This window comes from Janthinobacterium sp. SUN128, from assembly GCF_030587275.1.
Taxonomy (GTDB): Bacteria; Pseudomonadota; Gammaproteobacteria; order Burkholderiales; family Burkholderiaceae_D; genus Janthinobacterium; species Janthinobacterium lividum.
This window is the reverse complement of record NZ_JAPWHY010000001.1, coordinates 3,678,287-3,700,527: the sequence shown is the minus strand read 5'-3', so window position 1 is coordinate 3,700,527 and position 22,241 is coordinate 3,678,287. Positions and strand designations below refer to the sequence as shown.

Below are 22,241 nucleotides of genomic sequence, written 5' to 3'. Positions count from 1 at the left end.
TGAAAGGAACTTGTCTTGCATCGTAGCACGTAGCGATGAGTTCGGTTGCGCTGAGGAGTACTAGCGAGTCGTCTATTTGCACTGAAACCTGACCATTTTCGTGCGCTATTCAAGGGCCACGATGCACTGTTTGACTCTTGGCAAATCCATGCGCAGGTAGCGCTCGGTGCCGGCACGTGTCCCTTCGCTGGGCGGAGCCAGGATAGGCAAGGCCTCGGCGTTCGCCGGCGGCTGATTCGCCGGATGGGACAGCACGCGCATACCGTCGAGCCTGGCGGCGGGCAGGTTCCAGGTCGAGGGAGCTGCTTGTGGGCAAGAAACGGCGGCAACGGGCAGCATCGTCGTGGCCGCCATGGCTAATGCCAGCGGCTTCATCCGATGCCCGCCGCCGAACGGCCGAAGTAGATCACGCGGGCGCCGGGTTTGTGATTGCGCCATGGGCCGAAAATTTCAATGCCGCCAGGCACCTGGCGCATGAAGCGCGCCGCATGGTTGGCCCTGCCGCAGGTTCTGATAGGCTTACATATCCACCCACCAGTTGAGCAAGGTTTCATCATCGTCGTCATCGAGGTTGACGTAGATATTGGCGAAGTACCATTCGACGCCCGTCGCTGTGCGGAAGGCGTCGAAGGGGGCGTTGACGTTGTAGATGCCGTGGTGTCCGGGCACGCTGAAGGTGAGGTTGCCCTTGTACTGGCCATCCATCGTGCCGCCCAGCTGGCTTTGCACATCGCGTTCGAGCTGGTCCACTGCTTCTTGCGGCACGTCGTCGGCATAGATCTGGATGCAGAAGTTGCCGCCGCGCTTCAATACTTCGGCGGGGGCGAGCGGGTCGGCGATGTTGACGATGTCGCCACGCGCCAGGTTCAGGGTCAGGCCAGGCGAGGCCAGTAGTTCGTAGACGTGCTCGTCAATCTGGCGCGCGGGCAGGGTTTCATACACGGGACCCTTGGTGTTTTCGCCTGCCAGTACGCGGATGTGCGGCAAGCCTTCGCAATTGATGTCTTCCATTCATTCTTTCATAGTGCCGGCGTCACGCACTTTGGGCTGCGCCAGGGTGGGTTTATGGCAATATTGTACCGGGTACGTGCCGGCTGGCCGGGTACGCAGCGCTGCAAACGAGGAGATGCAATGGAGAATGTGGTGCAAACAGGCGGCTGTTTATGTGGCGCCGTGCGCTTCGAAGTGACGGGCGAGGGCGGCAATCCGCACAGCTGTTCCTGCCGCAATTGCCAGCAGCACACGGGCGCGCCAACGGTGGCCTGGGTGGAGTTTGCGCGCGATCAAGTGCGCTGGACGGGGTCGTCCGGTGGGCCTGCCACCTACCGTTCTTCCGAATATTCCAGCCGGGCTTTCTGTGCCGCTTGCGGCAGTTCTATCGGTGCCATCGACGATGCGCCCACGGTGGCCTTGCTGGTGGGCAGTTTTGACGATCCTGCCCAGGCGGCCTTTGCACCCGAATATCACTCGTTTGACGATGTCAGGCCGGGCTGGTGGCACTTCGATCCAGCCGCCGCTGTACCCGGGCCGGGCGCCGCAGGCAAATAGCCTGCGGTGCGTCAGACTGGCGGCGTGGCCAGGAAGGCGGGCAAGGTTTCCGCCGAGCGAGTGTAGGCGTGGATGGCCGGGTAATCGCTGGGTTTGACGATATCGGGCGTTTCCAGCTGGGCGAAGCTCCAGCCGACGGCGATGGTCACGCCCGCCTGGTCGATACTGCCAGTCTCGCCAGGCAGGGGCAGGTGCGCGCATTCCTGTTCCAGCGCGTTCCAGGCGGCATGCAGCTGCATGCTGACCCGTTCCAGCCACGGCGCATGTTGCTTGTCGAGCGGACGCAGCTTGCGTTCGTAGACGATTTGCACGGCTTTTTCATAGGCGGCCAGCGCCAGGCCCGTCAGGCGCAGCGCGCGCACGCTGTCGGCGAGGGCGGGGACGGCGGTGCCCGGACGCAGCAGCGATAGATAGTGGAGTATCAAGGTGGAATCCATCAGCACTTGCCCGTCGTCCAGTACCAGGGTCGGCACCTTGATGACGGGGTTGATCTCGCGCACGGCATCCATGTTGCGGAACACGGATAGCGGCAAGTGCTCGTAGGAAATTCCCTGCAGTTGCAAACAGACGGCGACCCTGCGCACATAGGGCGAGTCGAGCATGCCGATCAGTTTCATGGCCAGTCTCCGGGGTAGTCAGGAATATCTACGATACCCGCTTGCCTGCCCGTTTGCCAGCGTCGTGCTTAATTGTGTGCGCTGATGCCGCTGCGGAACTGTTCAAAACCGGCGCGCGCTGCCTTGTAGCAATTGCCGGCGGCCGCTTCCAGGCCTTCGCGGTCGAGCACTTCGACCGTGCCGCGGCGGTACTGGATCAAGCCTTCGTCCTGCAGTTTGCGGGCCGTGACGGTGACGCTTTCGCGGCGCACGCCCAGCATGTTGGCCATGGTGTCTTGCGTCACTTTTAATTCGTTCGACAGCGAACGGTCGAGGCGGTCCAGCAGCCAGCGGCACAGTTTTTGTTCGATGCTGCAATGACGGCCGCCCACCACGTTCTGTGCCATTTGCGCGAACATGGCGCTGGTGTAGCGCATCAGCAATTGTGCCAGCGCGCCGCCTTCATTGAACACTTCGCGCAGGAAGGCTGTTTTCAGGCGGTAGCCGTAGCCGGCCGTTTGCACGATGGCCGTGCAGGTGGCGCGCTCGGCTTCGTAGAGCACCACGCCAGCCACGCCTTCGCGGCCGATGACGGCGATCTCCGTGGTGGCGCCGTCTTCCATCACATACAACAGGGAAACGATGGCGTTGGTGGGGAAGTACGTGTATTCAATCTTGCCGCCGCAATCGAACAGGTGCTTGCCGGCAGGCAAAGCGACCAATTCCAGTTGGCAGAACAGGCGCTCCAGATCGGTGCGCGACAAGGCGCGCAGCAATTCGTTCTGTTGTGCGCCCGTGATGCTGATCATCGGGGTGGCGGGAGCGGCTTGCCAGTTGTGCTGGGCGGCGGCGTGGTTATTCGTTGCTGGGGTCAGGTTGCTATAAGCTTTGTACATGGTAGGGCCTCGTCTTCTGATTTTGTTGGATGGCGCTGCTTTTCTGGCTTGCTAGCGTTGTGCTGAATCTTGTATCCACTATAGGACCAGGGGCCGCGGACGGGCATCGGATGAGCCGACGCGCTTATGTAGGCTAGGAACATTGCCTCGTGTCATCCGACTCCTACGCCTGCTGCTGCATTTTTCCCTGTAGAAACAACGTTGCCTGGAAAAAATACGCCGCCTTGCCCGCTACCCGTGAACTTTGGCCGCATACCTTGATCAAACCCCTCTGCACTGCAGTACGACGGTGATAAGATGTTGCGCTGCGGAAATTCGACTGGTGTTTCGGGATGCGCTGCTGTCCTTGCCCTCCATCACTGTTTACTTCCGCTGCAGCCTGCCCTCACTGCCCGCGCCGTGCATTTGCCGGAGCGCGGCCATCTTGTCCCGTTTACCCGTCTAATGAAGGAACGCAACGCATGAAATGGTTTTTTGATCTGAAAATTGCCACCAAGCTGATCTTGTCGTTTGGCGCCGTGCTGCTGTTGACGGCCGCGCTGGGCGTGTCGGCGATCTTTTCCATGGCGCGCATCAATACCGCGTCGACGGACCTGTCCGCCAACTGGATGCCCAGCGTGCTGGCGGCCATGTCCATGCGCAGCGATGTCAGCGATTTCCGCCGCTGGGAACTGGCGCACATGCTGGCCGCGCAGGATGCCGACATGGCGCAGAACGAAACGCGCATGACGGAAACCCAGGCCAAGCTGAAGGTGGACGGCGACAAGTACCGCAGCCTGATTTCCGAACCGGGCGAGCGGGAAGTATTCGAGCGCTTCCTGGCGCTCAACGATGAATTCATGCGCCTGCATGCAACCATGCTGAGCCTGTCGCGCGAGATGAAGAAGGAAGAGGCGCGCGCGCTGGCCGTGGGGCCGTCCGCCAAGGTCATGGCGGACATGATGGCGACCCTCGATAAGCTGGTGTCGATTAACACGGATGGCGGCGTGCGCTCGAGCGCCAGCGCTGATGCAACGTATGCGGCCTCGCGTGCCAGCCTGATCGGCCTGCTGGTGGGCAGCGTCGTCATCGGCATGCTGCTGGCGCTGTGGGTGGCGCGCAGCGTGGCGCGTCCGCTGATCGAGGCCGTCGGCGTGGCGCGCCAGGTGGCGGCTGGCGATTTGACGGCGCATATCGTTGTGCAATCGCAAGACGAAACGGGGCAATTGATGCAGGCCCTGAAAGACATGAATGCCAGCTTGCAAAAACTGGTGGGCCAGGTGCGCAGCGGCACCGATACGATTGCCACGGCGTCGAGCCAGATTGCCGCCGGCAACCAGGATTTGTCGTCGCGCACGGAAGAGCAGGCCAGTTCGCTGGAAGAAACGGCTTCGTCGATGGAGGAGCTGACCTCGACCGTGAAGCAGAATGCGGACAATGCGCGCCAGGCCAACACCATGGCGCTGACCTCGTCGAGCATCGCCATCGAGGGCGGCAAGGTCGTCGGCGAAGTGGTGGGCACGATGGCGTCGATCAATGCCTCGTCGCGCAAGATCGTCGATATCATTGCCGTCATCGACGGCATTGCTTTCCAGACCAATATCCTGGCCCTGAATGCAGCCGTCGAGGCGGCGCGCGCAGGCGAGCAGGGGCGCGGCTTTGCCGTCGTGGCCACGGAAGTGCGCAACCTGGCGCAACGCTCGGCCGCCGCGGCCAAGGATATCAAGGTCCTGATCGGCGATTCGGTCGAGAAAGTCGAGGCGGGGTCAAAACTGGTGGACCAGGCGGGCCGCACGATGGATGACATCGTGGCCAGCATCACCCGCGTGACGGATATCATGAGCGAGATCACGGCCGCCAGCAGCGAGCAGAGCGCCGGTATCGAGCAGGTTAACCAGGCGATTGCCCAGATGGACCAGGTGACGCAGCAAAATGCGGCCCTGGTGGAAGAGGCGGCGGCAGCGGCCGAATCGATGCAGGAGCAGGCCGCCAGCCTGAGTGAAGTGGTCAGCATCTTCAAGCTCGACGTGGCCAGTGCCGCCGCAACCCGGCCGCGCGCGCCAGTCCTCGGCAAGGCGCCGGCCGCCGTGACGCCGGCAGCGGCGCCGCGTCAATTGGCCGACACGGCGCGTCGCACGGCGCCAGTGGATGAGTGGGAAAGCTTTTGATTAAGCGCGCTTGCGCGGTTTTTTGACGCCCTTAGTGGTGGGCGCGGTAGCGGCTTGCTGGCGCTGTTGCCACGCCCTCAGGGCCTCTTCGTAGGCGGCCAGGTCTTCCTGGTACATTTCCAGTACGCAAAAGGTGCAACCGCTGTGGCAACATTCGTCATTGCCCGGTTTGCTGGGCGCTTGCGGTTGCGGATCGTGGGGTAAAGGCGGGGTGGGCATGGTGAGGGCAGGGGGCGGCGGAAGAGGTATCGGAGCTGGCATCGCAGTTGCCATCATACGGCATCCCGGCGTGCCGTTGCTGGAACGCTTTTTGCTCAAAAATCACGGTTTCCGTGTACAGTTGCGGTGAATTAGGGTATCGTTTACAGCACTGATATTGTATCTTCTGCGCGCGATGTTCCGCCGGCGCGATCTCCGCCGCCATCGCAGCACATCTCTTCGACGCTCCCGCATACGCCATACAGCATGTCCCGGAGCACGGAGGTGCCGCAAGAACAATGATCCATGGCTTGCAAGACGGAGCTGCCTGTGCCCCGAAATGTTGTTTATTGAGAAAGCATGGCTTCCGCAGTGCGGAGGCACACCAGAAAATTTATGTCTGAAACCGAATCGACTCCTACGCCCAGCCCGGCGATTGCCCCTGAAGCGGCGCCCGTCGCCGCTGCGCCTGCACCAGCACCTGCCGTATCCGCTGCTCCCAGCCTGACCTTTGCCGACTTTGGCCTCGCGCCTGAAATCCAGCGCGCACTGACCGACCAGGGCTACACCCATCCGACACCGATCCAGGAACAAGCGATCCCCGTGGTGCTGCAAGGCCGCGATGTGATGGGTGCCGCGCAAACGGGCACCGGCAAGACGGCCGGTTTTTCCTTGCCGATCATCCAGTTGCTGATGGCGCATGCCAGCAGCAGCATGTCGCCGGCACGCCACCCGGTGCGCGCGCTGATCCTGACGCCGACCCGTGAGCTGGCGGTGCAGGTGGCCGAAAACGTCAAGGCTTACGCCAAGCACACGCCGCTGCGCTCGACCGTCGTCTTCGGCGGCATGGACATGAAGCCGCAAACCGTCATCCTGCGTGGCGGCGTGGAAATCGTCATCGCCACGCCGGGCCGCTTGCTCGACCATATCGAGCAAAAGAACATCAGCCTGAGCCAGGTGCAGATGCTGGTCATGGATGAGGCCGACCGCATGCTGGACATGGGCTTCCTGCCGGACTTGCAGCGCATCATCAACTTGCTGCCGAAGCAACGCCAGAACCTGATGTTCTCGGCCACGTTCTCGCCAGAAATCAAGAAGCTGGCTGCCACGTTCCTTAACGATCCGCTGACGATCGAAGTGGCGCGCAGCAACCAGACGGCCGACAAGGTCACGCAAGTGGTCTATAAAGTGACGGAAGACCAGAAGCATGCCCTGGTCGCCCATCTTCTGCGCCAACGCGACCTGAAGCAGGTCATCGTATTCTCGAATACCAAGATCGGCGCTTCGCGCCTGGCCCGGGTGCTGGAACAGGAAGGCATGAGCGCCACGGCGATTCACGGCGACAAGAGTCAGCAGGAGCGCATGGCGGCGCTGGAAGCGTTCAAGAAGGGCGAGATCGACGTGCTGGTCGCCACCGATGTGGCGGCGCGCGGCCTGGATATTTCCGACTTGCCTTGCGTCATCAACTTCGACTTGCCGTACAACGCGGAAGATTATGTGCACCGCATCGGCCGCACGGGCCGCGCCGGCGCCTCGGGCGACGCCATTTCGATCTACTCGGATAAAGACGAGCGCTTGCTGGCCGACATCGAGAAACTCATCAAGCAAAGCATCAAGCGCGGTGAATTGACGGGCTTCAACCCCGCGCCCGCCCGCAGCAGCGACAGCGAGCGCCGTCCGCCGCGCCGCAGCGAAGGTGGCGAGGCGCGTCCCGCGCGCGCCCCGGAGAGCCGCCATGCTGGCGACAGCAGCCGCGACAGCAGCCGCGACAGTCGCTCCGCCGAGCGCGGTGCGCGTCCCGCCTTTGGTCCTGGCGCCCGCCGCGAAAAGGCCGATCCCTGGTTCCTGAAGCCATATGAGCCCGCCAAGGCCGCAGCCCCGGCTGCCGCCAGCATGGCGCCTGTCGCGGCAAAGCCGAAGCAGAAGGTGGCAGCGTTGCTGGGTGGATTACTTAAGCATTAATATTGTTGCATTACACTTCATTGCGCTTCAATGTCTGGCACGGTTGCTGATCGTTGATCGGTAGTCGTGCTTTTCATTGCTTGATCGCCATTGAGTTTGGCCGATACGGCATTAACTTTGGCCGAGAGGCAAAACTGCGCAAGCGCCTTCGATCATCGAAGCCGAGAACGACCGGCGTAGCCGATCGCAACGTTCTGCAGTAATGTCAGGTGTCACCAGGTTTTTCTTATGCGCAGTTTATTCCGTGACAAGTTACCCTTACCGTTGTGGTACACGCCCTTTTCATGCGTAGAGCATCGAAATAATTGATGATATTTTTACCACTTCTATTTGTAACAAATATATCTAATTGTAAAATATTATCCCCGCTGTTTTTGCTATCGCTATCCTTTGCCACCGAATAACTAGGCACACGCACTGGCTGCGTGGGTTTCCCGGATGCTCACCCTGAATACCGTATAGATGTGTATGGGGCTGAATATTGATGCCGCCTGAGCTATGGCTCTCTGCAATCCATGAGCTTTTGTTGCTGTGTGGATTGTGTGCGGAGCTAGTTGTCTATGCGTCAGTCCACTCCATGTCAGCTTGATTTTCTTGTGCGCCTGGAAGATGCGCATGTCTTTGGGTGCTCGGTTCTTGGTTGAGCCCAGGTGTATCCAACTGTTTCTTTATTGCATTTTCAAATTGTCTAAATTGCAATTTTCATACTTTTGAAGTGGGAATTTGTAGTAATAACATCGCTTTTCGTTTATAATTGATAGCTATCATTCGAATTTTGGTTTTTAGTCGGGTGTGTAATGCACATATTTGTGCAGGTTGAGAAATTGGCCTTATTAGATATCACAATTCTCAGTTGTAGTGGTTTTGATATATAAACTTCACGATGTTCGATATTAAAAAATCAGATATTTCTTGATGTTTTAGGCGCAATATTTTTAATATTTAGCTCCAATAAAATATTTATTATTTTATAAATTATTAGAATATTTTGAAATAATAATAGATAGTAATAATATTGTTATCAGGGGATATAGATGCAGCGTAATTTTCTGTCGTTCTTGCTGGCCATTTTCGCCGTGGTTTCATTTGCCGGTTGTGGTAATCAACGTGCAGAAGTTGTGCCTGTAGTCGAACACGACGCGCAGACGCGAGCCCTTGGCTTGCTCAAGATGATGACGCTCGATGAGAAGATTCAGTTGGTACATGGTGTTGGCAATGGCGCATCTCCCCTTGATGGTGCCGCTTTTATCCCAGGCATCAAGCGGTTGGGCATTCCGGACATTGATATCGCAGATTCATCCACAAGCGTCCGTGTGGCGAAGGCGAACGCTACGATCATGCCATCGACTTTGGCGCTGGCCGCCAGTTGGGATCCAGAATTGGCGCATGAGTATGGTGCGGCGATCGGTCGCGAACTGCGTACCTTGGGCTTTGTGGAAGGATTGGGTGGTGGTATCAATCTGAGCCGTGAGCCAAGAGGCGGCCGCACCTTTGAATATATGGGCGAGGATCCTGTTCTGGCCGGCCATATGGTGGCGCAGCGTACCTTGGGTACGCAAGAACAAAAAGTTATCGCGACGCTCAAACACTATGCGCTTAATAACCAGGAAACCAACCGTTTTGTGTCCAATTCAATCGTGGATGAGCGGACCATGCGACAGTTATATTTATTGGGGTTTGAAATTGCAGTCAAGGAAGGGCGCCCTGGGAATGTGATGTGTGCATATAACCTGGTCAATGGCGTGAAGGCTTGCGAAAGCGCTTATCTGTTGCAGACTGTGCTTAAAGACGAATGGGGGTTTGACGGTTTCGTGCAATCCGATTGGTCCTACGCTGTGCGCAATACGGTACGCGCAGCCAATGCTGGTCTTGATGAGGAACAACCAGGCTCACTTAATGATTCCGTTGGTGCTGGTGGAGAGCCGACCCATTTTAATCAGCGTTTGAAGGCTGCGGTCGAGTCGGGGGCAGTGTCGATGTCCAGGTTGGATGACATGGTTTTGCGTAAGCTGCGTACCATGTTTCGCGTTGGTATTATGGATGCGCCTCCCAAGCCCGGAGGCCGGATAGACAAGGATGCTGGTCATGCTGCGGCAAAAAAAGTGGCGGCCGGAAGTATCGTATTGTTGAAAAACAAGAATCAAGAAACTGCTGCGCGCGCCATATTGCCGCTTGATGCCGCGCTCTTGAAAAAGATCGTCGTCATTGGTGGGCATGCCGATGTGGGGGTGATGGCCGGTGGTGGTTCTGGTGGACCAATGGCTGCCGTGAACAATCCGGTAAAGTGCCTGCTTCCAGAAAAAATGTATACCGAATGTGCACCGTTTTCCGCCTCGTCACCTTTTGCAGAAATACGGGCCAAGGCAAAATCGGCGCAGGTGCAGTATTTTGACGGTAAGGATAGTGTTGCTGCCGCTAACGCTGTGGCTAATGCTGATGTGGTAATTATTTTTGCGACGCAATTTAGTGGTGAAGCGCGTGACTTGACCTCGCTGGGACTGCCTGACCCGAGCAGTGATCCCGCCAATCAAGCCTTCGACCAACGAGCCTTGATTGAAACAGTGGCAAAAAAGAATGCCAATACGGTTGTTGTGCTGGAACATGGTACAGCCGTTACCATGCCGTGGCTCCCATCGGTTGCTGCTGTGCTTGCGTCATGGTACCCGGGTGATCAAGGCGGTGCGGCAATCGCTGACATTTTGTTTGGCGACATTAATCCATCTGGAAAACTGCCGATGACATTCCCGCGCAGTGAAGCTGATTTGCCGCAAAAATATATTTCCGCAACGGATTTGAATGTGTCCTATAGCGAGGGATTGATGGTGGGTTATCGCTGGTACGATGCGCAGAAAATTGATCCGCTTTTTGCATTTGGCTATGGTCTTTCATATACTACCTTTAGTTATGCGGATCTGCGCTTGTCGCGCACGTCAACCGGGAATGTGAAAGTCAATTTTACGTTGACGAATACAGGCGCGCGCGCTGGTTCTGAGGTCATGCAAGTATATGCTGCCTTGCCTGTAAATGCCGGCGAACCGCCGCAGCGATTGCTCGCATGGAAAAAAATCCAATTGGCGCCAGGTCAGAAGAAAAACATTGAAATTGATGTGGCGCCCGAGCGTTTGAAGGTGTGGAACACGGCTGAAAAGCAATGGACCCTGCCGAAAGGAACGTACGAATTTCGTTTAGGTAACTCGTCACGTGACGCAAATGTATTGCGCGCTGCTCAGACCTTTTAATGGCGAACTGTAGTCGTCCATACGTGTGACAGCAGTTTCTGTATTTTAAAAAATAAATTTACCTATATGAGCTTCTATTTTTGTTGGGGGCGGGCATGATTTCCCGGCAAAAGTTAAACGTCCTGTATTTGATGGGGAACCAGGGCGTCAACTACATCATGCCATTACTGGTGTTTCCTTTCTTGATGCACGTGTTAGGCCCGAAAAAATTTGGTTCACTTAGTTTTTCGCTCGCAACTGTTCAGTTTTTAATCCTGCTCACTGATTATGGATTTAATTACAGTGCGACAAAAAGCATTTCCATTGCCGGGCAAGACAAACAAGTGATCTCGCAGGTATTTTTTAGAACAATGTGGGCGAAAATTCTGTTGTGCCTGATTTGTTTTATTGCGCTGTTGGTTATGATTGAGATGCTCGATACCTACGCTGCGATTAAAGATTTGCTGTTTATAAATTTCTTGGCAGTTGTTGGAACGGTTATCTATCCTCTTTGGCTGTACCAGGGGTTGGAGCGCATGGGGGCTATTACCTTGTTTTCCGTGCTGTCACGGGGTTGTGTACTGATCTGCTTTTATTTTTTGGTAAAAAATGAGAATGATATTAATGCCGCGATGTTGCTGTTGGCTGTGCCAAACATCTTAGCGGGGTGCTTCGCACTGGTCACCATTTATCGTGAGAAACTGGTTTTTTGGGTCGGTTTTTCAGTCGACGAGATCAAAAAAGCCTTACTGGAAGGCGGTCAGGTCTTTTCTTCGACATTGCTGACCAGCATGTATACCCTGATGACTCCGGTGGTCATGGGGTTTGTTGCCGGCCCAGTCTCGGTTGGCTACCTGAACGTGGCCAATACTGTGAAGCAGGCGGTATGCGGGGTTTTTTCACCCTTGTTACAAGCATATTTTCCGCGTGTTAATGCGCTGTATGTAACCGACAAAAATGCCTCCAGAGCATTGGCAAGCAAAATTTTCAAATATGTGATGTCGATGTTGATTTTTATTTCTGCTGGATTGTTTTTGATGTCGGGGTTGATCGTAGAGAAAGCATTTGGCGCACAGTATGCCGCAGCCATTCCAGTTCTGAAAGTGTTGGCATTTGCACCGTTCTTTATTATGGCCAATTCTGTCATGGGCTTGCTTTTCATGATCCCACGTGGCGACATGAGAGGTTATTTGCGATCGATCGCTGCTGGTGCTGTTTTTAGTTTAATTATTGTCGTTCCGGCTGCCTATTATTTGAAGGAAAGCGGTGGGGCACTTACATTGCTGCTGGTAGAGATGGTTGTGAGTGCATTCATGATCTTTCGAATTCGACAGTATAAAAAGAACCAGTAATGGCAGGAAAATATATGAATGTATCGGTAATTATTCCTTATTGGAAACGCGAGAAGCAAATTGAGCTGGTGTTGCAAAGCCTGGCTAAGCAGGTTCCAGAAGGTATGCAATTCGAAGTACTGGTATGTGACAGTCATAGTGGTGACAGGGTCGGCGATATTATTCGTCAGGCACAAAGTATCTATTTGAACATGACTGTCAGGCATCTGCAGTCTGAAAATATCGTAGCGCAGAAACGCAATGATGGTATTCGGCACGCAAGCCATGAATTGTTGATTTTTCTTGATGATGATTGCGTGCCGCGCCTTGATTATTTGCAGAGCGTGTTGTCTGATCTTGAAAAAGTAAATGGCGGCATCTTGTGTGGCGAAGTGCGTTTTCCCGAGGATATGGTGAGGGCAAGTAATTACTACCGCTATCGTGACTCCAAGCATCCGAAGTTTTTGGATGCCCCTTTCTGTGCACTGGACCAGTGGAGTTTTGTCTCCATGAACATGGTGGTGCGCAAAGCTGACCTGGCGGAAGCAAAGCTATTCTATGATGAACGCTTCATTGGATATGGTTGCGAAGACCATGAGTTTCCATGGCGCTTGCTGAAAGGTGGCCTGCCAATCCGGATGGGAAGTTTTTGTATCGACCATCACGAGTATGATGGAGATATTGCCAAGTATAAACGCAAGATATTTTGCACCGCGCGTGATGGCATGTATATGCTGGCCAATATTGCCCCGGAAATTGTCAAATCGCATAAGAAGTTAGCACGGATAGAGTCCATTTATCACAAGAAAACCTTGCTTGCTGCGGTCGCGCGTATGGGAGTTGCCATGATATTCAATACTCACGTTTCGCGTTTGATTGAAGTAGTGTTGAAAAAAACAGACGGGCAGCGGGGTATGTATTGCCCAAAACTATACCGTTATGTACTGCTGAGCGACTATCTGGCCGGGGTCCGTTCGCGAGATGGACGTTTGAAGGTAGCGGGGCGGGGATGGTATGACTAGATATTACAATGCCGCCATTCTCTTGTTGATATGGTCGATCTTCTTTCATTTGTTGCGTAATATTAGTGGTGCGTACGTTGCATTGCAGGGCGGTGTTTTTGTACTCTGTGCCATATTGTTTTATTGTAGATATGAATTGCTGAAAAGTGAGGGACTGTTAATCGTCGTCTTGTTTAGCCTGTCTTTTTATGTTGTGACGCTTTCAGTAATTTATAACGAACAGTACGGCGAGGCCGCACCCGGTATATTTAGGTTCATCAGTTTGATCATTTCACTGCTCAGTGCTCTGATTATTGTGCGTAGTGGTAAGGTGGGATTGTTTTGGCGCTGTTTCAGCCTGTTTGTCGCCCTCTGTGCTTTGTCGCTATATTTTCAGTTTGTTTTTGGTGCGATAGGTTGGTTCGCCGAAGCCAGCGAGCGTGCAGGCTTTTCCCGATATGCTTCTCTGGCGGGAAGTTTAACTGTATATGGTGTAGTGTGTGGTATGGCAATCATTTCCAGCTTCTATTACTTCATGGGATGGAAGCGCATTTTTTTGATTGCAGTGATTGTGTCTGGCGGATTTATTTCTTTACAGAAAGCTGCGATTGCAAATGTAGTGCTTGCGGCAATTTGCATCGCAGTAATGCAAAAAGTTTCTTTTAGGAATGTTTTTCGCCATGGTCTGATGATCGTGGTACTGGGTATTTTGGTATTGTGGAGCAGCGGGTTGACAGACATTGCGGAAATCGCATTCAAAAGCTCGGTTGGGGCCGCTGGCGATGGGTTGCAGTCGGATGTTTCTTTGCTGCAAAGCGCATTTGACAGGTTGGTGGAGCTGCCGGGTATTGTGTTTGATTTTTATGGTTTCAACCGGATGTTCTGGGGAGTTGGCGTGTTCGGAGGGGCCGGTTCACTCGGTTATTCGGAGCTTCCGATGATGCACAATGCCTATTTTGATATCGTATCCATTGCCGGCATTCCTGTATTTATTGGCTTGCTGTTGTACTTTTTTTCGTTGTTATGGAAGGCATATCGATACTGGCGTAGCGGCGCGATACATCATGTTGAAACCAAGGTGGTTATATTGATATTTTTTATGTCAATGGTGAATATGTTTTTTGCGAGTGGAAATTTCTTTCAACCAGTTATCGCAATTGTGTTGTGGGTTAGCGTTATTTGCGTTGCACGCTTGCGGATGTAATTCATAAAATTTTATATACAAAGAAAATTATGTTTAAAGATAAAGTGTTGCTGATTACCGGTGGAACCGGTTCGTTTGGAAATGCCGTATTAAAACGGTTTCTGGATACGGAAATCAAAGAAATCCGGATTTTCAGTCGCGATGAAAAGAAGCAGGATGATATGCGTAAACAATATAATCATCCGAAGCTGAAATTTTACATCGGCGATGTACGTGATTCGTCCAGCATCCTGAATGCAACGCGTGGAGTGGATTTTATTTTCCATGCGGCGGCCTTGAAGCAAGTGCCGTCGTGTGAATTTCACCCGATGGAAGCGGTCAAGACAAACATTATTGGTACGGACAATTTGCTGGAGGCGGCGATTCAGAACAGCGTGCGTCGCGTGGTGTGCCTGAGTACCGACAAGGCCGCCTACCCGATTAATGCTATGGGTATTTCCAAGGCAATGATGGAAAAGGTCATGGTGGCCAAGTCGCGCAACGTCGACGATGCGAAGACGGTTATCTGTGGTACCCGTTATGGCAATGTCATGGCGTCGCGCGGCTCGGTCATCCCGTTGTTCGTCGATCAGGTACGCGCTGGCATGCCGCTTACGATTACCGATCCGGCGATGACGCGTTTCATGATGACGCTGGAAGATGCTGTTGACCTGGTGCTGTATGCATTTGAACATGGCAAGAATGGCGATATTTTTGTACAAAAGGCACCAGCAGCGACCGTCGAGGTGCTTGTGCAGGCATTGTTGGGATTGCTGGGCAAACCTGAGCATCAGGTCGATGTCATCGGCACGCGCCATGGCGAAAAATTATACGAAACGTTGTTGAGCCGTGAAGAAATGGCTGCTGCACAAGACCATGGAGATTATTTCCGCGTACCGCCGGATTTGCGTGATCTGAACTATGGCAAGTTTGTCGAACAAGGAGAGCAAAAAATTTCCATGTCGGAAGATTACAACTCACACAATACGCAGCGTCTGGATATCGCCGGCATGCAGGCATTGCTGATGAAGCTTGAATTTATCAAAGCCATTTTGCGTGGCGAAGATTCCGCTCTGGAGAGCTGAGGCCATGAAAGTACTGGTTACCGGGGCCAATGGCTTCATCGGAAAAAACCTGTTGGTGCATCTGCGTGAGCGGGGCACCGATGCGATCGAGGTGATGACCTTTGTGCGCGGCGATACGTTCGACTCTTTGTCCATGAAAGTGGCGCAAGCAGATTTCATTTTCCATCTGGCTGGTATCAACCGGCCGAAAAATGATACCGAATTTGCCGAAGGAAATACAGATTTGACGCGCCATCTGTGCGATATCGTCAAGGCAAGCGGCCGTGCTGTTCCTATCTTATATACCTCATCGATTCAAGCAATGCGCGATAACGCGTATGGCTTGAGCAAGCGGGGCGCGGAAGATGCGCTGTGTACGATGAGCGCGGACACTGGCGTGGCCAGCTATATTTATCGCTTGCCAAACGTATTCGGCAAGTGGTGCCGGCCGAATTATAATTCGGCGGTAGCCACGTTCTCGCATAATATCGCGCATGGCTTGCCGATCCAAATCAACGATCCTGGCGCCATGCTGCAGCTCGTGTATGTCGACGATGTCATTGCCGACTTCCTCGCGGTGATGGATACGCGTCCACCTGCTGGCGAGCGCGAGGTTGCGCCTGTGTACAGTATTTCAGTGGGAGAGCTAGCGCGGCAGTTACAGGCATTCAAGGATAGCCGCGACTCGATGGTGGTCGAGGCTGTCGGTATGGGCTTGATACGTGCGCTGTATTCCACCTACATCAGCTATTTTACGCCGGACCAATTTACCTATCCGTTAACCAAGCACGAAGATCCGCGTGGGGTGTTTGTCGAAATGCTGAAAACCAAGGATGCCGGTCAGTTTTCGTATTTCACCGCCCATCCTGGCATCACGCGTGGCGGTCACTATCATCATACAAAGACCGAAAAATTCCTGGTTATCAAAGGTTTGGCACGCTTCGGATTCCGTCATATTGAAACGGGGGCGACCTATACGCGCGAAACGAGCGGTGGTTTCCCTGAAGTGGTCGAGACCATTCCAGGCTGGTCCCATGATATTACGAATATTGGCTCGGACGAAATGATCGTCATGCTGTGGGCAAATGAGATCTTTGACCGCCAATATCCAGACACCATCACGCACAAGGTTTAGCAATGAAAAAGTTAAAAGTATTAACAGTTGTTGGCACGCGCCCTGAGATTATTCGTTTGTCGCGCGTGATGGCTGCGCTTGATCAACATTGTGATCATGTGATTGCGCATACTGGCCAAAACTATGACTATGAATTGAACGAGATCTTTTTCCAGGATCTGGAAGTACGCAAGCCGGATCATTTCCTCAATGCAGCTGGCGCAAATGCTGCGGAAACTATCGGTAAAGTGATTATTGCTGTCGATGCAGTACTGGAACAGGAGCAACCCGATGCGATGTTGATCCTAGGCGATACCAATAGTTGCTTGGCAGCCATTCCTGCAAAACGCCGCAAGATTCCGATTTTCCACATGGAAGCAGGTAATCGTTGCTTTGACCAGCGCGTACCGGAAGAAACTAATCGCAAGATTGTCGATCACACTGCCGACATCAATTTGACGTATAGCAGTATTGCGCGTGAATATCTGTTACGTGAAGGCTTGCCGCCAGATCGTATCATCAAGACTGGCAGCCCGATGTATGAAGTCTTGCATCATTATTTGCCGGGCATCCATGCCTCCGACGTAGTGGCCCGCCTTGACTTGGTGGAAGGTCAATACTTTGTCGTGAGCGCACACCGCGAAGAAAACATCGATTCTGATCTTAACTTCGGTAAGCTGGTCGCGACATTGAATGCGGTCGCAGAAACCTATCAATTGCCCATTATTGTGTCGACGCATCCGCGCACGCAAAAGAAGGTCGATGCCAAAGGGGTCTCGTTCCATCCGCTGGTGCGTCTGTTAAAACCGCTTGGTTTTAAGGATTATGTCAAATTGCAGGCCAGTTCGAAGGCAGTCTTGTCGGATAGCGGTACCATCAGCGAAGAGTCTTCGATTCTGAATTTCCCGGCATTGAACATTCGCGAAGCGCACGAGCGGCCGGAAGCAATGGAAGAGGCTGCGGTCATGATGACTGGCTTGGACGTTGGACGTGTGTTGCAGGCGCTGGCAATTCTACATACGCAAGCGCGTGGCGACAAACGTGACTTGAAGCTCGTTGACGATTACAGCGCTGCTAATGTATCCGACAAAGTGGTGCGCATTATCCATAGCTACACGGATTACGTGAATCGCAAGGTATGGCATAAAGCTGGATAAGTTAAATAGTGAAAATACTTATCGTTAGTCAATATTTTTGGCCAGAGAACTTTCGTATTAATGACTTGGTACGCGATCTGACCTCTCGTGGGCATGAGGTCAGCGTGCTGACGGGCATGCCCAACTATCCTGAAGGCAGCATACACGAAGACTTCAAGCGGTCGCCTGAACGCTACCGCGACTATCACGGCGCCAAGGTCATACGGGTACCGCTGATACCGCGTGGTAAAAGGCCGATACAGCTGATGCTCAATTATTTGAGTTTTGCTATATCCGCATCGCTGATTGGTCCTTTCAAGCTGTCGGGCCAACAATTTGATGTCATTTTCTGTTACGAGCCATCGCCTATCACGGTAGGTTTGCCGGCCATTCTCATGAAATGGATCAAGCGGGCGCCGCTGGCGTTTTGGGTGCTGGATCTATGGCCCGAATCATTGAGTGCAGTGGGCGCGGTGAAATCGCCATTGATCTTGCGGATGGTGGGAGGTCTGGTACGTTTCATTTATCGCCACTGTGATTTGATACTGGCGCAGTCGAAATCCTTTATTAGTGGTATCGGAAGATATTGCGACGATGCCGACAAGATCAAGTATTTTCCGAGCTGGTCGGAAGATCTTTTTAATGATGGGGCAGTGACCCATGCGCCGGAATTGACGCGCCGGGAAGACTTGTTTAACGTGGTTTTTGCCGGAAATATCGGAGATGCACAGGATTTCCCCTGCATTTTGAAGGCTGCAGTATTGTTGCGCGAGCGTCGCGATATTCGCTGGATTATCGTTGGGGATGGCCGCATGGCGACCTGGGCGCAGGAGCAGATCGTGCAGCATGGTTTGCACGACACTGTTGTCATGACAGGGCGTTTTGCGCTGGAGAGGATGCCGTCTTTTTTTGCACATGCAGATGCGTTGTTGGTGACGTTGAAAGCCAATGATATTTTTGCGATGACCATCCCGGGGAAGCTGCAGACCTATCTGTCCTCTGGCCTGCCTATTGTCGCGGCGCTGGACGGCGAGGGGGCCTTAGTCGTCACGGAGGCGCAGGCTGGCTATGCCAGCAATGCGGGCGATGCGGAAGGCCTGGCTGCATCAGTTGCACGTCTGGCAGGATTGAGCAGCGAGGAGCGCGAAAGTATGGGAGCGGCGGGGAAAGCCTATTATGAAGCGCAATTTGCGAAAAAAATGTTGATTGATACCTTGGAAAATGATTTGCGTAATTTGGCGGGAATCAGTTCTTAAATAAAAATGCATAAAATACTTATCACCGGTGCTAACGGTTTTGTCGGTAGTGCCTTGTCTCACGCCTTGGAAGAGCGAAAAATTCCTTTTATTGGTGCCGTGCGCAAGAATTGCCTGCCGGGGCAAATGCAGGTTGGTGAGCTTAACGCGTCTACTGATTGGCGTGCCGCGCTCGCCAATTGCTCCGCAGTCATACATCTGGCGGCACGCGTACACGTCATGCACGAAACGGAGGCTGATGCGCTGAGTGCCTACCGCGAGGTGAATGTCGCTGCCAGCCTGAATCTCGCGCGGCAAGCCTGGGAAATGGGCGTCAAGCGTTTTGTTTTCGTCAGCAGTGTGAAGGTAAATGGCGAGGCAACGTACGGTACACCATTTTGCAGCAGCGATATACCCGCGCCGCTCGATCCGTACGGCGTGTCAAAACTTGAAGCCGAACAGGCATTACGGCAATTCGCCCTGCAAAGTGGCATGGAGTTGGTGATTGTCCGCCCGCCTCTTGTTTATGGACCTGGCGTGCGTGCGAATTTCCGGCGCCTGATGGAATTGGTAAGAAAAGGCTGGCCATTACCCTTGGGGGCCGTGAGCAACCGGCGCAGCATGGTTTCGATTGATAGCCTGACGGACTTGCTTATTGTCTGCAGCCAAGATAGCCGCGCTGTAGGGCACGTCTTCATGGTGTCCGACGATCACGATGTCAGTACCGCAGACTTGTTGCGTATGCTTGCGTGTGCGATGGGTAAACGCCCAAGGCTGTTGCCTGTGCCACACGCCATGTTGCAAGCCGTTGCCAAGGTGCTGGGGAAGTCGGCGCAGGCGAGTCGTGTACTCGGATCGCTGCAAGTCGATATCAGCCATACCAAGCAGGTGCTGGGATGGGCGCCTGTCATTGGCATGCAGCAGGCGCTGGACAACACGGTATCGGATTTCTTGGGCGCTATATCATTACAGGATTGAGATGAAGAGATTATTTGATTTTTTGCTGGCATTCATGGTGATGTTGGTATTGTTGATACCGGTCGGACTAGTCGCCATATTTGTCAAACTCAGTTCCAAGGGGCCCGCCATTTATTGGTCAGACCGCGTCGGTCGGCGTAACAAGATTTTTCGGATGCCAAAATTTCGTACCATGCGCGTCGATACACCGGCGGTGGCGACGCATTTGCTATCCGATCCGAAGCAATTCTTGACACCCGGAGGGTCGTTTCTGCGCAAATCTAGCCTTGATGAATTACCGCAATTGTGGAGCATACTGGTCGGCGATATGAGTTTCGTCGGACCGCGTCCTGCTTTGTTTAACCAGCAGGATTTGATTGCCTTGCGCACGCAGTATGGAGTCGATGCCATCTTGCCGGGCCTGACCGGTTGGGCGCAGGTGAATGGACGCGATGAGTTACCCATTCCTGAGAAAGTCAAACTGGATGTTGAGTATATGTCACGCCAGTCTTTTTTATTTGATGTCAAGATAATAATATTAACGGCTTTAAAAGTGGTTCGGCGTGACGGTGTTGCACATTAACTTTACTGTGCCGAACAGCTGTTTTTTTTGCGTGAAAATTATTATTTTATCCATTCGAATGCATGCGTCCTAAGCGGCATGCATTCCATTAAGCAAAAAAATAAAATGAAATCCTTCCTTGATTTGCCGCGTTTTCAAAAGCAGATGATTGCGATAATCGCAGATTGTATCTTTCTGCCTTTGATTTTCTGTTTTGCAATCTATTTTCGATACGATGCATCCAGGGGCGAAGTTTTCGCCCACTACCTGTGGCTCATCTTTGCAGTACCGCTCGTCTCCATTCCCATCTTTATTCGCCTGGGTTTGTATCGTGCGGTGATCCGCTTCATCGACCAGAAAATCATTTATGTCGTGGTGGCTGGGGTAACCCTGTCGGTGGCCATGCTGGTAGCAATGGCAGCGTTTGCCACACATATGTCGGGTTTGTCGCGTGGTGTTTTCGCGATGTATTGGGTGACGGCCATCATGTATGTTGTCATCAGCCGTTTCCTCGTGCGCGGCGTACTATTGATGCCGGAAATTAAGCGTGATGCAGTGCGTGTCGCCATTTATGGCGCTGGCAGCGCAGGTTCGCAGTTGGCGAATGCCTTGCGGGCCAGTAAGGAATATCTGCCCGTTGTATTTATTGACGATAAGAAAGAACTAAAAGGGGCGACCATCGCGGGGGTCAAGATTCATTCTTCATCGATGCTGCCGGAATTGATTCATAAGGCCGGTATCCGGGAGGTATTGTTGGCGATGCCATCGATGACGAAAGCCCAGCAAAAAGAAATTCTGAACAAGCTGGAGTTATTGAAGGTCAAAGTCAAGGTTACGCCGCCTGTGGCCAGTCTGGTCAGCGGCGAGAGGCGCTTGCAGGATGTGCGTGAAATTGAGATTGAGGATTTGCTTGGGCGGGACCAGGTAGCGCCGAACCCGAATTTGTTATCGGGATGTATTTCCGGGAAAACGGTTCTGGTCAGCGGGGCGGGTGGTTCAATTGGATCGGAGCTGTGTCGTCAGATTATCCATTTGCGTCCTAAACGCTTGATTTTGCTTGAGATGTCAGAATTTGCACTGTATTCAATTAAGCAGGAGTTGAAGGGGAGCAAAAATACACATGGCATGGATGTAGAAATATTACCATTCCTGTGCTCGGTACTCGATACGGCCAAGTGTCAGAATATCATGAGGAGCTTTGAGGTCGATACCGTCTATCATGCCGCAGCTTACAAGCACGTTCCACTGGTAGAGCATAATCCGGTGGAAGGTGTACGTAACAATGTCTTTGGCACCTTGAGCATTGCCAAGGCTGCAATGGCTAGCGACGTTAAATGTTTCGTCTTGATCTCGACTGACAAGGCCGTGCGGCCGACCAATGTGATGGGATCCACCAAGCGCCTGGCAGAGCTGATTTTGCAAGCTTTTGCCCGACAGCAAAGCAAGACACGCTTTTGTATGGTGCGTTTTGGCAATGTGCTCGGTTCGTCTGGTTCAGTGGTCCCCTTGTTCCGCAAGCAAATCCTGGCCGGTGGCCCGATCACTATCACACATCCTGAAATAACACGCTATTTCATGACTATTCCTGAGGCGGCGCAACTGGTGTTGCAGGCCGGCGCGATGGGTGAGGGCGGCGATGTTTTTGTGCTGGATATGGGCGATCCGGTCAAGATCGTGGATCTGGCGAAGCGGATGGTGCACCTGAGTGGCATGGAAGTGAAAACGGAGCAGACGCCGGAGGGGACTATCGAAATTCAACATGTCGGTCTGCGCCCTGGCGAAAAGCTGTATGAAGAATTGTTGATTGGCGAAAATGTTGAAGGCACGGAGCATCCATTGATCATGCGTGCACAGGAGGCTGAGATTGCCTGGCCCCAGTTGGAGGCGTTACTCAATGAGATGCGTACGGCGTGCGACCAGTTTGACCATGAAGCGGTGCGCGCCATCTTGCTGCGAGCAGTTGCCGAGTATGCCCCCCAGTGTGGTATCGAAGATTTGATATGGCTGGTCGAAAGCCGGCGCGCATCACCGAGCAGCAAGCCTGTGTAACACTTGCCGGTTGAGATCGATACGGCCATACAGAGACTGTGTTG

The 22,241-nt window shown here is 53.4% G+C and carries 19 protein-coding genes; 14 read left to right on the top strand and 5 right to left on the bottom strand.

From position 1 onward, the window contains the following. Positions 1-105: 105 nt before the first annotated feature. Positions 106-438 (bottom strand): hypothetical protein, encoded by a 333-nt coding sequence (locus O3297_RS16700; RefSeq protein ID WP_305049217.1) that lies wholly within the window; start codon positions 436-438, stop codon positions 106-108. Between the two features lie 81 nt (positions 439-519). Beyond that, on the bottom strand, positions 520-1,011 hold the full coding sequence (locus tag O3297_RS16695) for a DUF4265 domain-containing protein (RefSeq protein ID WP_305049216.1): 492 nt from the start codon (positions 1,009-1,011) through the stop codon (positions 520-522). 120 nt (positions 1,012-1,131) lie between these two features. Here O3297_RS16695 and O3297_RS16690 point away from each other — a divergent pair, with 120 nt between their 5' ends. Further along, positions 1,132-1,548, top strand: a complete 417-nt coding sequence (locus O3297_RS16690) for a GFA family protein (RefSeq protein ID WP_305049215.1) — start codon at positions 1,132-1,134, stop codon at positions 1,546-1,548. A gap of 11 nt (positions 1,549-1,559) precedes the next feature. On the opposite strand, the gene O3297_RS16685 is transcribed toward O3297_RS16690, so the two are convergent. Together O3297_RS16685 and O3297_RS16680 are read right to left on the bottom strand one after the other, a co-directional pair. Then, positions 1,560-2,165 (bottom strand): glutathione S-transferase, encoded by a 606-nt coding sequence (locus O3297_RS16685; protein ID WP_305049214.1) that lies wholly within the window; start codon positions 2,163-2,165, stop codon positions 1,560-1,562. A gap of 68 nt (positions 2,166-2,233) precedes the next feature. Beyond that, entirely contained in the window at positions 2,234-2,953 is a 720-nt protein-coding gene (locus tag O3297_RS16680) for a Crp/Fnr family transcriptional regulator (RefSeq protein WP_034779829.1), read from the bottom strand. 548 nt (positions 2,954-3,501) lie between these two features. On the opposite strand from O3297_RS16680, the gene O3297_RS16675 reads away from it, so the two are divergent. After that, the gene (locus O3297_RS16675; RefSeq protein ID WP_151096893.1) at positions 3,502-5,187 is read left to right on the top strand and encodes a methyl-accepting chemotaxis protein; all 1,686 of its coding nucleotides are present in this window, start codon (positions 3,502-3,504) and stop codon (positions 5,185-5,187) included. Here the strand turns inward: O3297_RS16675 and O3297_RS16670 are convergent, their stop codons facing one another. Continuing rightward, entirely contained in the window at positions 5,188-5,406 is a 219-nt protein-coding gene (locus O3297_RS16670; RefSeq protein ID WP_099394780.1) for an oxidoreductase-like domain-containing protein, read from the bottom strand. It abuts the gene before it with no gap. 375 nt (positions 5,407-5,781) lie between these two features. On the opposite strand from O3297_RS16670, the gene O3297_RS16665 reads away from it, so the two are divergent. From O3297_RS16665 to O3297_RS16610, 12 genes are all read left to right on the top strand, one after another. After that, complete coding sequence (locus tag O3297_RS16665) at positions 5,782-7,347, top strand: DEAD/DEAH box helicase (protein ID WP_305049213.1); 1,566 nt, start codon at positions 5,782-5,784, stop codon at positions 7,345-7,347. A gap of 1,034 nt (positions 7,348-8,381) precedes the next feature. Further along, entirely contained in the window at positions 8,382-10,586 is a 2,205-nt protein-coding gene (locus O3297_RS16660) for a beta-glucosidase (RefSeq protein WP_305049212.1), read from the top strand. A 95-nt stretch (positions 10,587-10,681) separates the two neighbouring features. Continuing rightward, positions 10,682-11,917 (top strand): oligosaccharide flippase family protein, encoded by a 1,236-nt coding sequence (locus O3297_RS16655; RefSeq protein WP_305049211.1) that lies wholly within the window; start codon positions 10,682-10,684, stop codon positions 11,915-11,917. Between the two features lie 14 nt (positions 11,918-11,931). Then, positions 11,932-12,918 (top strand): glycosyltransferase family 2 protein, encoded by a 987-nt coding sequence (locus O3297_RS16650; protein ID WP_305049210.1) that lies wholly within the window; start codon positions 11,932-11,934, stop codon positions 12,916-12,918. After that, positions 12,911-14,101 (top strand): hypothetical protein, encoded by a 1,191-nt coding sequence (locus O3297_RS16645; protein ID WP_305049209.1) that lies wholly within the window; start codon positions 12,911-12,913, stop codon positions 14,099-14,101. The genes O3297_RS16650 and O3297_RS16645 overlap by 8 nt, the downstream gene beginning before the upstream one ends. 29 nt (positions 14,102-14,130) lie before the next feature. Next, positions 14,131-15,165 (top strand): polysaccharide biosynthesis protein, encoded by a 1,035-nt coding sequence (locus O3297_RS16640; RefSeq protein ID WP_305049208.1) that lies wholly within the window; start codon positions 14,131-14,133, stop codon positions 15,163-15,165. 4 nt (positions 15,166-15,169) lie between these two features. Next, positions 15,170-16,279: an NAD-dependent epimerase/dehydratase family protein gene (locus O3297_RS16635; RefSeq protein ID WP_305049207.1), complete on the top strand. Its 1,110-nt coding sequence runs from the start codon at positions 15,170-15,172 to the stop codon at positions 16,277-16,279. Positions 16,280-16,281: 2 nt separating this feature from the next. Then, positions 16,282-17,415: a non-hydrolyzing UDP-N-acetylglucosamine 2-epimerase gene (wecB, locus tag O3297_RS16630; RefSeq protein WP_305049206.1), complete on the top strand. Its 1,134-nt coding sequence runs from the start codon at positions 16,282-16,284 to the stop codon at positions 17,413-17,415. Positions 17,416-17,423: 8 nt separating this feature from the next. Continuing rightward, entirely contained in the window at positions 17,424-18,650 is a 1,227-nt protein-coding gene (locus tag O3297_RS16625) for a glycosyltransferase family 4 protein (RefSeq protein WP_305049205.1), read from the top strand. Positions 18,651-18,656: 6 nt separating this feature from the next. Then, entirely contained in the window at positions 18,657-19,607 is a 951-nt protein-coding gene (locus O3297_RS16620) for an SDR family oxidoreductase (RefSeq protein ID WP_305049204.1), read from the top strand. Position 19,608: 1 nt separating this feature from the next. Beyond that, positions 19,609-20,169 (top strand): sugar transferase, encoded by a 561-nt coding sequence (locus O3297_RS16615; RefSeq protein WP_305049203.1) that lies wholly within the window; start codon positions 19,609-19,611, stop codon positions 20,167-20,169. Positions 20,170-20,274: 105 nt separating this feature from the next. Beyond that, on the top strand, positions 20,275-22,197 hold the full coding sequence (locus tag O3297_RS16610) for a nucleoside-diphosphate sugar epimerase/dehydratase (RefSeq protein WP_305049693.1): 1,923 nt from the start codon (positions 20,275-20,277) through the stop codon (positions 22,195-22,197). Positions 22,198-22,241: the final 44 nt, after the last annotated feature.